Source organism: Caballeronia sp. LZ001 (genome assembly GCF_031450875.1).
Lineage (GTDB): Bacteria > Pseudomonadota > Gammaproteobacteria > Burkholderiales > Burkholderiaceae > Caballeronia.
On record NZ_JARTVX010000004.1, the window covers coordinates 1,105,404 to 1,119,036 of the forward strand.

At 58.5% G+C, this 13,633-nt stretch carries 15 protein-coding genes; all 15 read left to right on the top strand.

What is annotated here, in order from left to right; translation table 11 throughout:
• Positions 1–9 precede the first annotated feature (9 nt).
• The 15 genes from P9292_RS15685 to P9292_RS15755 all read left to right on the top strand — a co-directional run bounded on the left by P9292_RS15685 (position 10) and on the right by P9292_RS15755 (position 13,595).
• Positions 10–1,335, top strand: coding sequence for a phage major capsid protein (locus P9292_RS15685; protein ID WP_309853944.1), 1,326 nt, complete (start codon positions 10–12; stop codon positions 1,333–1,335).
• A gap of 35 nt (positions 1,336–1,370) precedes the next feature.
• Complete coding sequence (locus P9292_RS15690; RefSeq protein WP_309853941.1) at positions 1,371–1,934, top strand: hypothetical protein; 564 nt, start codon at positions 1,371–1,373, stop codon at positions 1,932–1,934.
• Positions 1,934–2,272 (top strand): phage head closure protein, encoded by a 339-nt coding sequence (locus tag P9292_RS15695; protein ID WP_309853938.1) that lies wholly within the window; start codon positions 1,934–1,936, stop codon positions 2,270–2,272. The genes P9292_RS15690 and P9292_RS15695 overlap by 1 nt, the downstream gene beginning before the upstream one ends.
• The gene (locus P9292_RS15700; RefSeq protein WP_309853935.1) at positions 2,247–2,603 is read left to right on the top strand and encodes a DUF3168 domain-containing protein; all 357 of its coding nucleotides are present in this window, start codon (positions 2,247–2,249) and stop codon (positions 2,601–2,603) included. The genes P9292_RS15695 and P9292_RS15700 overlap by 26 nt, the downstream gene beginning before the upstream one ends.
• Before the next feature lie 50 nt (positions 2,604–2,653).
• Positions 2,654–3,151: a phage tail tube protein gene (locus P9292_RS15705; protein ID WP_309959911.1), complete on the top strand. Its 498-nt coding sequence runs from the start codon at positions 2,654–2,656 to the stop codon at positions 3,149–3,151.
• A gap of 52 nt (positions 3,152–3,203) precedes the next feature.
• Positions 3,204–3,539: a hypothetical protein gene (locus P9292_RS15710; protein WP_309959913.1), complete on the top strand. Its 336-nt coding sequence runs from the start codon at positions 3,204–3,206 to the stop codon at positions 3,537–3,539.
• A gap of 20 nt (positions 3,540–3,559) precedes the next feature.
• Positions 3,560–3,928, top strand: coding sequence for a hypothetical protein (locus tag P9292_RS15715; RefSeq protein WP_309959915.1), 369 nt, complete (start codon positions 3,560–3,562; stop codon positions 3,926–3,928).
• Positions 3,903–4,421, top strand: a complete 519-nt coding sequence (locus P9292_RS15720; protein WP_309959917.1) for an HK97-gp10 family putative phage morphogenesis protein — start codon at positions 3,903–3,905, stop codon at positions 4,419–4,421. Before P9292_RS15715 ends, P9292_RS15720 begins: the two co-directional genes overlap by 26 nt.
• 223 nt (positions 4,422–4,644) lie before the next feature.
• Complete coding sequence (locus tag P9292_RS15725) at positions 4,645–7,176, top strand: phage tail length tape measure family protein (RefSeq protein WP_309959919.1); 2,532 nt, start codon at positions 4,645–4,647, stop codon at positions 7,174–7,176.
• Positions 7,173–7,532: a phage tail protein gene (locus P9292_RS15730; protein WP_309959921.1), complete on the top strand. Its 360-nt coding sequence runs from the start codon at positions 7,173–7,175 to the stop codon at positions 7,530–7,532. The genes P9292_RS15725 and P9292_RS15730 overlap by 4 nt, the downstream gene beginning before the upstream one ends.
• A complete protein-coding gene (locus P9292_RS15735; protein WP_309959923.1) occupies positions 7,529–8,227 on the top strand; it encodes a phage minor tail protein L in 699 nt (232 codons plus the stop codon). The genes P9292_RS15730 and P9292_RS15735 overlap by 4 nt, the downstream gene beginning before the upstream one ends.
• Positions 8,228–8,230: 3 nt before the next feature.
• Positions 8,231–8,995 carry a Mov34/MPN/PAD-1 family protein gene (locus tag P9292_RS15740; RefSeq protein WP_309936392.1) on the top strand — a complete coding sequence of 255 codons (765 nt, stop codon included), beginning with the start codon at positions 8,231–8,233 and terminating at the stop codon, positions 8,993–8,995.
• Entirely contained in the window at positions 8,983–12,102 is a 3,120-nt protein-coding gene (locus P9292_RS15745) for a phage tail protein (protein WP_309959926.1), read from the top strand. The genes P9292_RS15740 and P9292_RS15745 overlap by 13 nt, the downstream gene beginning before the upstream one ends.
• 5 nt (positions 12,103–12,107) lie before the next feature.
• Positions 12,108–13,088 carry a pentapeptide repeat-containing protein gene (locus P9292_RS15750; RefSeq protein ID WP_309959928.1) on the top strand — a complete coding sequence of 327 codons (981 nt, stop codon included), beginning with the start codon at positions 12,108–12,110 and terminating at the stop codon, positions 13,086–13,088.
• A gap of 363 nt (positions 13,089–13,451) precedes the next feature.
• Positions 13,452–13,595 carry a hypothetical protein gene (locus tag P9292_RS15755; protein WP_309959930.1) on the top strand — a complete coding sequence of 48 codons (144 nt, stop codon included), beginning with the start codon at positions 13,452–13,454 and terminating at the stop codon, positions 13,593–13,595.
• Positions 13,596–13,633 lie beyond the last annotated feature (38 nt).

The window sequence follows — 13,633 nt, forward strand, 5'->3', positions numbered from 1 at the left end:
AGATCGATCTTGAATATCAACGAACTTCGCCGCGAACGCGCGAACATTAACCAGCAGGTCCAAGCGCTTGCGGCGAGCGAAGCGGGAGGCGTTGCGCTGTCTGCCGAGCAACATGTCGAATTTGCTAGTTTGAGTACGAAGTTCAGCGAGATCACCGCACAGATCGAACGGGCAGAGATGGCCGAGCGCATGGCGGCCGCGGCGGCAGTTGCAATCGATCCGACGCCGGCAGCGGTGGCGAGCGGCGGGGCACCGAGCGTTCCGGCGCAGCCGAAGATGCCGGAGGTGAAAGGCGCGAAGGTGGCGCGTATGGTGCGCGCGCTGGCCGCAGCGCGTGGCGACACGCAGTTGGCTTCCAAGTTGGCGCTGGAGCGCGGTTTTGGTGAAGACGTCGCCATGTCGCTAAACACCCTCACCTCGAGTGCGGGTGGCGTCCTGGTGCCGACAAACCTCTCGAGCGAAGTGATCGAGTTGCTGCGTCCGAAGTCGGTTGTTCGCTACCTAGGAGCACGCACGCTGCCGCTGTCGAACGGCAACATTACGATTCCACGCTTAAAGGGCGGTGCTGTAGTCGGCTATATCGGCGCAGACACGGATATCCCGGCCGCACAACCGAAGTTCGACGACTTAAAGCTTACGGCGAAAAAGCTTGCCGCGCTGGTGCCGATCGCAAACGATCTGCTCAAGTATGCGGGCGTGAATCCAAATGTCGACCAGATCGTTGTTAGTGACTTGACCAGTGCTATCGGCTCTCGAGAGGATAAAGCATTCATTCTCGACGACGGAAATTCGAACACACCGAAGGGCCTCCGTCACTGGGCGGTTCAGACAAACAAGATCGCCGCAAGTGACGGGTCGTCCGTGCAGAAAGTCGACATCGACTTGAATAAGGTAATTCTGGCACTCGAGGGTGCGGACGCAAACATGATCACGCCGGGATGGATCATGGCGCCGCGCGTGTTCCGGTTTCTGACGAGCTTGCGCAACGAAACCGGTAATAGGGTCTATCCGGAGCTCGACAAGGGCATGTTGAAGGGTTATCCGGTCGGGCGGACGACGCAAGTTCCGATTATTGGCGATCCTGATGGCAAGCCGGCCGATAAGACCAATGCGTCGGAGGTCTACTTCGCTGACTTCGGCGACCTGTTCATCGGCGAAGAAGATTCGCTTGAGATCGACTACAGCAAGGAGGCCACCTACAAAGATTCGGATGGTCAGGTAGTCAGCGCTTTTCAACGTGACCAGACGTTGATCCGGGTGATCGCCAAGAACGACTTTGGTCCGCGCCACGTCGAATCTATTGCCGTGCTCATCGGCGTACGCTGGGGTTTGTAACAACCCTCGATGAGTTCACTCGCCGGTTAAACTGAATGGCCGCTTTGCTGCTTAAATACTTGGATGCCGAACCACTGACGTTCGAAGATGTCGCTGCGCAATGCCGAATTGACGACGAGGATGAGCGCGATTTCATTGAGCGAACTGTGATCCCAGGCGCGCGGCAGGCGGCGGAAAGTAAGTCGGGCGCTGCGATTCGCCACGCGCGGTACGTCGAGCGTTTTGCTAGCTTCCCGCGAGGCGAAATCCCGTTGTCAACTGGACAGGTCCTAACCGTCGAAAGCGTGCAATCGCGCATTGCTTCGGAAGAGTTGACAACTCTGGATAGCAATACCTATGAGGTTGTGCAGCTGGGTCGTGAGACGCTTCTCGCGCCCAAGGCCAATAGAGCCTGGCCCGATGCCAGTACGGTTTTGATCACCTACCAAGCGGGCATCGACCTGTCGCGCTATCCATCGGTGCGTTCGTGGATGCTTCTGGCGGCCGCATGGGCATATGACCATCGCGAACTGTATGCACGGGGACAAGCCATCGGCGAGATGCCAGGTGGCTATGCCGACGTGCTGCTCGCGCCGATTTGCGTGCCATCGAGATTTTGATGCCGGCAGGAGTGTTCAATCGGACCGTGCGCATCGAGCGCCGTGTACGAGATCCAAATCGTGAATCGATCGCGTGGGAGCTTGTCATTAAGACGCGCGCGTTTGTGATTATGCAAAGCGGCAAGGAGATCATTGCGGCCGATGCGCCCGTCAGCATCACGCGAGCAAGCGTGCGTATTCGGTATAGCCGGATAGCTTGCAAGGCCATCCGGCAGGGCATGTGCTTGACGGTTGATGGCCTCGTCATGCGCATTGAGCAAGTGCAGCCGGATGTTGCTCGGCGCGAGTACATCCAACTTATCTGCGTCACCGATGAGCGCCGGGAAAATCGTTCGTAATGCGCTCGCGCATCTGGCCGACGGGCGCGTGTTCGAAGACGTGGTGGATGACGATGTTCGCCCCCCGTGGATCGTTTATCAGATGGCCGGCGGACGTTTTCCCGTCGGTCTGAGCGGCAAACCTTTGGGCGTAATCCGAGCACGAGTGCAGATTTCCGTGTGGAGTACTACGTCTGAGGGTCGCGCGAAACTGATGCATCAAGTCGTCTCGGCGATCGTCAACCCTACGGTTGGCGCGGTGCCTCTAGGCGCACCTGAGGATGTCTTTGAACACGAGACCCGCCTCTTTGGAAGTCATCTTGATGTGAGTATCTGGGGCAAGTTTTATTAGAACGTGATGCAGGACCGCCGCGGCGATTTTTGAATAACGGAGTAAAGGCAATGGCAGAGAAAACCACGCCGGAAGATATTTTTCGCGCAGATAACGACTCAAATAAACAGCAGTCGACCGCAGTTCCATCGCAAGGCACCACGCTGGCGTATAAGGACGCAAGCGATGACAACGCTTCGTTTGCCGAAGTAGCAAATTTCACAGACATCTCAAGCTTCACGGGTTCGGCAAACCTGGTTGACGTCACGCGTTTGAATAGCACCGGTCGAGAGAAAAAGCGCGGTATGCAGGATTGGGGGCAAGTGACGCTCGCGCTTCACGTGAATATGACCGAGAAGTCGCATCAGGCATTGTTCAACGCGAGAAAAAACGGAACGCTGCTTGAGTTTCAACTCACTTTGTCGGAAGGAACGGTGATCAATTTTAAAGCGCATGTGAAGGATTTCCCGATCGCGGCGAAGGTCGATCAAATGCTGACCAGCTCCGTCAACTTGGAGGTGAGCGGCGAGATCGTGATTGCGTTCGGTAAAAAGTCGAATTCGCAGTAAGGCTCTATCTAACGTTTATCTCATTCGCAAAACCAATCGAAAGAGGCATGACATGCAACGAGAACAAATTTTATCGGCTCTTCAGCCCAATATCGTCGATGAGAACGTCATGGCACTCGGAGGTGAGCGAGTACGCTTTCGCGAGCTCACGGGCGCGGCGCGCGACGCGCTTTACGACAGCGTTAAAGATCGCGCTGGAAACAGCGCATTTGAAGCGACGCTGATCGCCGCCACTGTGGTTGATGAAGCCGGTGAGCCGCTGTTTTGTCGAGACGACATTGAAGCGCTTCGTGCGGGGCGCAAGCCGCTCCTCGAAGAACTCGCGCAGATCGCGATGCGGCTGAACGGTCTCGGTAACCGCGCCCAGGAGGAAGCCACAAAAAACTGAAAGCCAGCCCGCAGAAACTGATGTGGATGCGCATTGCCATGGTATTGGGTATGTCGGTGCGGCGCGCCAAGCTCGAGGTGTTCAGTGCCGAATATTCGGATTGGGTGGCGCTGTTCGAACTCGAACCGTGGGGCGGCCACATTGAAGATCTGCGGGCCGGCACACTTATGAGTCTGTTGTACAACATCCATCGTGGCAAGGAAGCACCGCTCGCGACGGCGGCAGAGTTCACGCCTTGGTCTGGTTGGAGCCGCGAAAATTCAAAGCCTAGTGGGCGCAGCGCCGAGGAGATTGTGGCCAACACGTTTGGTGTCAATCTGGACGCAGCCAAACGCTTCGGCGCAAAGCGCCTCGTCGTGCGCAATGGGGAGGTGCTTGAGAGTGAGTAAAAACTATCGTGTTGAGAATCTTGAGGCGTTGACTGAGATGTTCGCCAAGCTCGATGACGCGGCAAGTGAAAGCACGCTCCGCCAAGCGGCGGTGTCCGGCGCTCGCGTGATTCATGACGAAGCGAAACGGCGCGTGCCGGTAGGCGATCGCATCGGCACGCGTTTCGGCCGCCCCCATTCTCCTGGATTCCTGCGAGACCATCTTCTGATCGCATACGATCAAGAGGAATCAGTGCCCGGCAAGCTTGCCTCCTACATTGTCACCTGGAGCTCGGATGCCTTTTATGGCCGCTTTGTGGAACTGGGCAAACGGAACGCGGTGCCGTTGACGAAGCGCACGCTCGCGCGCGCCATTCACGACATCGAGTTCGGTAGTTCGCGAACGCCAGCGCAGCCGTTCATGCGACCCGCGTTCGACGCCAAGAAGTCAGAGGCGGCTCGAAAGATGGCTGAGGTCGTCGAGCAGAAGCTGATGGAGGCAAATCGTGGCTAATGAGGTCGTCACTCGCATTAGCGCCGATGCGTCCGGTTTCGAAACGGGCATGGAGCGGGTAAAACGAGCGAGCAAGGGCTTCGTCGCTGATCAGCAAGCGAGCGCCCGAAGGTTCGAAGCCTGTCAGAAGGATATGGCTGCAAACAGCACGCTTGTAGCACGTGCGCTTGAGGAGGCGGCCAATAGCGGCGCTGCGGCGAGCGTGCGTCAGGTGAATGCTGCGGTGAAGGGCTTTCAGAAAGTGGCCGAGACCGCAGGTAAGACACGGTTCGATCTGATGCGATTGAGGGCAGCGAATCTTGGAATTGCCGAGTCCGCGGAGCCATTGATTGCGAAGGCCGAGGCGGCATCACGCGCCATGAATCACCTCGGAGCTGGATCGGCGGCTGCTCGGCGTGAAATATTTGTGCTTGGGCACGAAGCCATGCAAGGTAGCTGGAAGAATTTCATGGGCTCGCTCATGGTGCTAGGTGAGCGCATCGATGTCCTGCCGATGCTGTGCGGGCCGGCGGGCATCGCCTTAGGCGCCTTTTGTGCAAGCGCATACGTTGCTTATCATGCCATCCACGCACTCAGCGAGCAGCAAGAGAAGCTCGATCATGCGATGGTTGTTACTGGCGACTATGCAGCGCTCACGCAGGGCAAATTGCTGGTGTATTCCGATACTCTCTCGCACCGCGTAGGCGTGTCGACGAACGACGCACGCCAGGCGTTGATGACTCTCGCGCAGTCTGGGCGCGTCGCAGCGGCAGATCTCTTGCAAGTCGCCGAGGGTGTGGCGGCCTATGCAAAGGTCTCGGGGCACTCGACAGAGGACGTAGTGCGTCAATTCGAGCAGGCGTATGGACATGCTGCCCAAGCCGCGCGGAACTGGGCTGACACGCACCACGACCTGAGCCGGGCGCAGATCGAGCAGATCCGTACAGTCGAACAATCCGGCGACAAAGCGGGCGCATGGGCGCAGTTCGTACAAGCGGCGAGCGAACGCGCGCGAGAAGCCGTCGTGTCCGACAACAAGGCAATGACGGATAGCTACGAGACTCTTGGCCAACGGTGGGAGCGTTTTTGGCGGGGTGTGACAGGCAAGGGCGACGAGCTCGCGAAGTTGCAGGATGCGATCGCTTCCCAGCGAGGCATGCTGTATGACGCCGATGCTAATCCGTTCGGGACGAACACGGAGGCGATTGAAAGGGAAATCGCGGCGCTTGAGCGCCGCAAGCGTGCTCTGCTTGACCAAGCATCTAAAGCAGACGCGCACAAGAAGAGTGTCGACACGTTGGGATCCATGATGGCGCATCACGACGAAGAGATGAAGTCAATGCGCTCGTGGAAGGAAAAGCTTGACGATGCGAACGCCAGCGCACGCGCAGCCAAGGATGCGATCCTGGGCGTCGCCAGAGCGGCTGGCAAGAGTCATCAGGAGCTTCGCGAGCTTGGGGCACGGCTCGATGCGGATCTGAAGAAGACGCTTGCTCACAATGAGTCGCTCTACCATGCGCCAACGGCCGACAGGCGGGCGTCACACACAGATGATGCCGCAAGGCGTTATCTCGATCGGCTTCGTGAGCAGGCTGCTGCGCTTCGGGCGCAGATGTCGACGACCGGCAAGCTTAGCGACGCGCAAAAGGAGCTCGCGCGATTCAACGAGAAGATGGCCGCATTAAAGGCCCACGCCGCGAATAGGGAAGAACAAAGTCTCGCGCATGCCCAATCAGCCATTCGATTACAACTTGAGCGCAATATTGGCATCGAGAAAGAATTGAAGCTGCGCGAGGCGACAGCGAAGATTGCCGTGCAGGCGCGGCATGCGCGTGAGAGCCTACGCGAGTACGGCGAGGAGCAAGCTGGCCGTTACGCGCGCGCGCTCAGTGAGCGCGACGCGGCTCCAGTGCGCCAAGACGAGCAAGCTGATCTGAACGAAATCACGCGCAAGCACCAACGCGAGCTTGATGAGTTGCGAAGGAGCGCAAGCTCAGACGTATTAAACAGCGATGGGTATCGACGAGCGGTGGCGGATGTTCAAGCGAGTCTCGTCGCATCGATCGCGAACCATGACCGGTATTACGCGGAGCTCAGGAGGCACCAAACCGATTGGCTCGAAGGTGCAAACCACGGCATGGCGGAGTTCTTCAAGGACACGCAAGCTCACGCGGAAACTGCACGCCACGCGGTGGTCAACGTCATGAGCCGGATGGAAGACGCGGTGACGAAGTTCGTGACAACGGGCAAGCTCGGTGTGAGAGAGTTTGTCGCCAGCGCGCTCGCTGATCTGTCGAAACTTGCATTGCACCAGGCAATGGGCGGAATTCTTGCAAGTCTCATAGATTGGTCACCGACCACAGGGGTGGTTGCGCAGCTTCTGAAGCTGCTGCCCCACCGCGCACAGGGCGGATCCATCTCTGGGCCGGGCACGGGCACAAGCGACAGCATTCCTGCGATGTTGTCCAACGGAGAGTACGTGGTGAACGCCGCCTCAGCACGTCGGCATTATGCGCTGCTCGAGGCAATCAATTCCAATCACTTGGCGCATTTCTCCTCGAGCGGCCTCGCGGGCGGGTCGACCGCGGTCGCGGCGCGATCGGAAGGCGCACAGGTTCACTTGGCTGTTCACCATCATGGAGGCTTGAGTCTGAGCGATCATGACCTTCGCGCGCTGCAGGAATGGGTGGGGGCGTTCTTTGACCAGAAGCTTGCGCGCAAAATGGGCGGGCAGGGCGGAGTCGGTTATTTGATGTCGCAAGGGGTGCTTGCGTGAGCATATCAGCTATGCATCGCACCTTTACCTGGTCACCTTCTGTTGGTGCGGAGGGAATCACGCACTTTCGAGTGCACACGGTGCAGTTCGGCGACGGCTACAGCCAGGCGTTGGCCGACGGCGTGCGTAACGTCACGGAGTCGTGGCCGCTTCGGTTTGTTGGTGACGGGCAAGAAATCGGCGCAATCCGCGCGTTTCTCGAAGCCACGCGCGGTAGTGCCCCCTTTTACTGGACACCGCCATTACGCACGCGTGGTCTTTTCAGGCTCGACGCGCAGCAGGGTGTGCAAACCCGCGCGCTCGGCGGCGATCTTTACGCATTGAGCGTGACATTCAAAGAGGTCTTCGACGCATGAGTGAAGTGATCAATGCTGCACGTGCGGATGTGCAGCGACTGGAGCCGGGTGCGTTGATCAATCTATTCGAGCTCGATCTGACAAGCCGAGGCGGTGAAGTTCTGCGGTTTCACGCGCATCAGCACGGTGGCTTAATCAAATGGCAAGGGCAGCAGTACCATGCGTTCCCCGTGCAGATTATGGGCTTTGGACGAACGGGGGGCGCCGCACAACCCACGCCTACGCTGAGCGTTGCAAATCTGGATGGCGCGATCTCGAAGTTGTGCGAGCGGTTTGCCGATCTCGTGGGCGCGCCGGTGCGACGACGCAGAACGCTTGCGCAGTATCTTGACGATAGCGCGCAGGCAGACCCGCATGCGGAGATGCCCGTCGAGGTGTGGCTAATTGAGCAAAAGACGCTTGAAACGGCGGCGGTGGTCGAATTCTCTTTGAGTTCACCCTTGGATCTGTCGGGGCGCAAACTGCCTGCACGCCAGATTATCAGTGCGGTGTGCGAATGGGAGTACCGCGGTGCTGAATGCGGTTATCGTGGAACGGATTACTTCACGCGCAACAACATCAACACGAAGAATCCGGAAGAGGATAGGTGCGGTAAGCGATTGTCGAGTTGCCGAAAGCGCTTTAAGGACGTGCCGCTGCCTTTTGGCGGCTTTCCCGCTGCGGGCGCGGATGGCGCGCTTTCGCGAGGCGGATAGGTGATGCTTGCCGGGTGCACGCGTGCGGCAATTGAATCGCACGCGCTTGCGTGTTATCCAAACGAATCGTGCGGGCTAATCGTGAACGGCGATTACCTGCCGTGCGCCAATGTTTCGAATCTTCCGTCTGAGCACTTTTCCATTTCAGCGGCCGCCTATTCTTGCGCAGAAGATGTGGGGTCCGTGCAGGCCATCGTTCATTCGCATCCTGATGCGAGTGCTCTGCCAAGCCTTGATGACCTGTTGGCATGTGGGGCGTCAGGCGTTCCAGTGTGGTTTATTCAAAGCGTGCAGCGCGACCAGCACGGGGCCGTCCACGCTGGCCGCCTTCATCACATCACGGCGCAAGTAATCGCCCGAGCGACTGCCACAGCGCCGCTGATCGGCGCGCGCTTTGTGCACGGCGTGGACGATTGTTACGGCGTCGTGCGTCGTTATTATCACGCCGCACTTGGGCTGGAGTTGCCGGACTTCGAACGCGCCGGAAAGTGGTGGACCGATACTGCGTGCTCGCTGTATCTCGACAACTACGAAGCGGCGGGCTTCATCAGCCTGGGGTTCGACGCGCGTTTGCATACGGGCGACGTCTTACTTATGGCAATTGCGAGCCGATACGGCGTGCCCAACCACGCCGCGGTCTATCTTGGGAACGACGAGATACTGCATCACCTTTGGGGTCAGCTCTCGCGACGCGAGCTGCTGCCACGCTACCGCAAACACGTGACGCATGTGCTGCGTCATCGGGAGACGATTAATTGGAAGATGTAGTCCGCTCGATCAGGCTCTATGGGAGTCTGGGAGCCAAGTTCGGTCGCGACCACGCCTATGTCGTGCGTTCGCCTCGCGATGCCTTGCGAGCGCTCAGCACGATGATTCCCGGATTCTGGCAGGAGCTCGTCAGAAGCGGCCAGCGGGGCGTGCGTTATGCGGTATTCGTGGGCCAACGCAATGTCGATAAGACGCAGCTCGATTGGCCCTCGGGCGGCGAGCCGATCCGCATCGCTCCGGTGATTGCGGGCAGTAAGGCCGGCGGGATATTCCAGACGATCGCAGGCGTGGCGCTTGCCGCCGCTGGGGCCGCCTCGATGTGGCTTATCCCGGGCAATAAATTTGGCATCGACATGATGCTCATGGGCGGCTCCTTGGCGCTGGGGGGAATTGCGCAGATGCTCTCGCCGCAGACGCCGACTCCGAGCCCGGTAAGTCAACACGGGATGCCAGGCATCCAGAACGTCGTCGCTCAAGGTGGTCCGGTGCCTTTGCTATACGGGCGCATGCGCGTTGGATCAACAGTGATCAGTGCGGACATCCAGGCCATCGATGCTCCGGCGCGTGCGGCCGAGCAGGACATTGCGCCGGTCGCGACGCAGACGTCAGGCGGCATTGAAGGGCAAGAGAAGACGGTTATCAACAGTCGCCTTTGCTGCACCATTGTCGATCTTATTTCGGAAGGAGAGATAGAGGGATTGGCCAACAACGTTGGTCCATTTCCCGCTAAAGCTGTTCCGCGTCGCTCTGTGTATCTGGACGGCGTTCGAGTCGAAAATGACGACGGGAGCTTGAATTTCGAAGTTGAAAAATTTGATTTTGTCGAGGGGAAGGCTCAGCAGGACGCCATCAAGTGGGTCACGGCGGCCTCAAGTGAGGTGCAAGTGGGCGTCGAGCTTCAGCGTCGTCTGGCCGACGCTTTTAAGGACGGAAAGAAAATCAAGGTCACGCAATTCACGCCCTGTAAGATCGAGGTCGCAGAGCCGGACGTGGATGAGGTGGATGTTACTGTCCAGGTGAATGATCTGTGGTGGGATTCGAATAAGGGGCACACCAACGCGACGATCAAACTTCAGTTTGCACCGTCGTACGATCCGGCACGCGAGAACGTTCCGGCACCCAAAGTTGAGACTAAAGAGATCACGGGGATCTGCCAGAGCTATAGCAAGACATTTACGTTTCCAGTAAAGCTGGTCGGAGGTGCGCGCTTTGTGCTGGAGATCTCGCGTGCGGACGAGATCGATCAAGATAAAAGTGTCGGCAAGAAGCACGGTACGGCACATGTAGTGAGCTACACAAAAAAGCGAACCGGCGAGTTCAAATATCCCGCTAGCGCAGTGGCGGCGATGCGCATCACCTCCGATAAATTCGACCGAATTCCAGTCCGCTCATACGACGTGAAGGGGTTGCTGGTTGAAGTACCGGACAACTACGATCCGGTCGGCCGCAAGTACGGCAAGGAGTGGACCGGGAAGTTTAAGCGCGCGTGGACAGACAATCCGGCATGGATCTTTCGAGATCTCCTTCTCAACGGCCGCTACGGCGCTGGTGCCTGGCTGCGGGATTCCCATGTCGATCGCTTCGCGTTATATGCGATTGCGAAGTACTGCGACGAGAAGGTTCCAAGTAGTGGCGGCGGCACAGAGCCGCGGTTCACCTGCAATTGCTACATCACGACACGTTCGCACGCGTTCGCCTTGTTGCAACAGCTTGCGAGCGTATTTCGCGGCATTGCCTACTGGAGCGCGGGCAGTGTGCTGACGTCGGCCGACATGCCGTGCGATCCGGCATATATTTACAACCCGAGCAATGTCGTGGAAGGGGTGTTCAAGTACACCGGGAGCGCGCTGAAGTCACGTTACACGGCGGTGATGGTCACATGGTGTGACCCGAACAACGGATTTCAGCGGGCCGTTGAAAGCGTCGAAGACCTTGATGGCATCGCTCTATACGGTTACAACACGGCAGAAATCACAGCGTTTGGCTGTACCAGCCGATCGCAGGCGCAACGGGCTGGGCATTGGCTTCTTGAGACCTCGCGCTTGGAGACCGACACCGTGACATTCGGTGTCGGTCTGGATGGAGCGCTTGCGCTTCCAGGACAGGTGATCGAGATTGCCGATCCGTTGCGCTCGCAGCGTTCGATAGGTGGGCGAATTAAGGCTGTGACGGATACAGGCCGTGTGATCCTGGACCGGGAGGTCGAGGCCCTTCCTGGGAGTTACCTTACGTTGATGATGCCGGATGCGAGCATTCATCGCGTGGGGATTGAGAGCGTACACGGTACCGAGGTAATGCCTAGCGGGCCGCTTCCAAAGACGCCTGTTCGGGGTGCGGCTTGGACGTTTCAGCCGGCAGCCGAGGTACGGCAGTTGTATCGCGTGGTCGGTGTATCCGAATCGCATGACGGAACGTCTTTCACGATCACGGCGACGCGGCATGCGTCAGAAAAGTTCGCGCTCGTCGACAATGCGGCGGCGACTGACAAGACCGATCAAGCTTATGTGCCGATTGCCGCGCCAAGCGCCCTACGCCTTGAAGCACTCGCGGACTACGGTGCCAGAATGTCGGCCAAGATATCGTGGGGCGCGGTGGCCAGCGCCAAGCAGTATCTGATTGAATGGCATGAGTCGGGTCACGAAGTAAAGAAAGAGCGGCTTGCAAACACGAAGTGCGAGTGGGTCGTGCACGACTTAAAGCCCGGCAACTACACAGCGCGCGTTCAGGCCGAGGTGTGGGACGGTCGCTTGTCGGAGGTGGCTGAGGTGAGCCGGACGCTCAATGGATTGGTCTCAATCAAGGACCTGCGCCTGGGCCGTGATCGTAGAGCGTTGATGATCGACTGCGAGATCGAAGGCGCAACGGACACACTGCAATGGCGCGTTGAGATTCGCCTAGGTGAGACGGACAAGTTCACTGACGCCAGGGGCAACCTATACGGCGAAATTGGCTCCGCACGGATGCGGGTAGCCGAGCGCCGTTCAGGATATTGCTGGGTCCGGGCGATCTATGCGATCCCCTCTCCATCTGGCGACTTCAATAGCCCTCATTCAAGCGCCTGGTTTCCGAGTGAAGCCGGGCCTGGCATGCGATACGAAAAGGATTGACGCGGATGCAAGCGAACGAGACCAGGTGGGGACTTCTACCTTGGAACAAAGGTTTCGACTATAAGAATCGCCGAACGGGCGAACTGGTCCTCACGCAAACCGACGATAAATTCCGAGATTCGCTGCGTGAGGCTGTTTCCAAAAAGCGTGATCTCAGCCATATCGACCTGGGTAGAACAACAATATTTAGTGGCGCTCCGCTATCAGATTCGCAGTTGCGCGCAGCGCGCCTGGCCGACGCAAATCTGGTGGGGGCGAATCTGGAACGAGCTACGATTGAACAAGCCGATATGCGCAGTGCCGATCTAGAGGAGGCAGTGCTCGTTGGCGCGCAATTGAGCGGTACCGTTCTGTGCGGCGCTAATTTGGTCAATGCCAAGATGGCTGGGGCTGTATTGCGTGGCGCGGATTTGATGGGCGCTAACTTGTACGGAGCTGACTTGAAAGGGGCTGATTTGCGCGATTGCAACCTGAGCGGCGCGATGCTTGAGGGCGCGAACCTCGACGGCGCAATTCGCAGCGACACGTCATGGAAGCGTGGCACTGAGATCAAAAACCGTCATACCGGCGCGGTGATTCTAACCACGCAGAGCGACAACCTTGCTGACGATCTCAGTCAAGCCGCGAACAGGAATTTAAGTCACGCAGATCTTGGCGGCGAGCATCGGGGCAGTGCGCCGCTCGTGAATGTGAAACTCGCGAACGCCTCACTTTGCGATGTCGACTTCACTGCAGCAAAGCTCACATGTGCAGACCTGCGTGGCGCTGATTTGCGAGGCGCGATTCTCGTGCGAGCGGCGCTTGAAGGTGCGAATCTGAGCGGAGCATGTCTGCGCAGCGCGGACCTGTCCGAAGCTGACTTGCGCGGAGCTGACCTAAGCGGCGCGGACCTAGATGGCGCGCGTCTGCAGAACGCTAAGCTTCGGGGGGCGGACCTGGCAGGGGCGAATCTGCGCGGGGCCGGGATGACGGACATAGAGCGGTAGGAGAAATGCGCTCTTTAGCAATTGTGAAGGGCGATGAAGCTAAATAGGAACGAGTGATCACGTACAGCCGAAAATCCACACCGTTTGCATCTGAAGCGCGCCCACAAGCGCTTGCGTCAGAAACGCTGTGTTGCCAAAATCGGCCTTGCCTTGCAGTAGTGCGTTCGCCCGCGTCGGGACTGCGGCGCACGGTGAGGTATCTTGAAGCATGGTGATGGTCTTTAAGCCGCCCCCGGGCGGCTTTTTTTAACCATTGCAACGGAACGGCTTGCGCGATCGCTCACCAGTATGGATTTGGGAGAGGCGATGAACGATGAATTTGTTGCGAGCGCGGCGAGGTGCGCGCCCGTGGTAGGCGGAAACATGTGGCTGTGGTTAGGCAAGCACGATATCAACTGGTGGGTGGCGGTGGCGACGCTTGCCTACATCGGCGCGAGTTTCGTGTTCGCCTGGAGAAAAGACCGGCGTGACCAACGCGCGCGTGAACGCGAGTCGGCTCACGTCTGATTCGATTGAACAGCAATCAAGCCCCGTCTGTCGTCGGC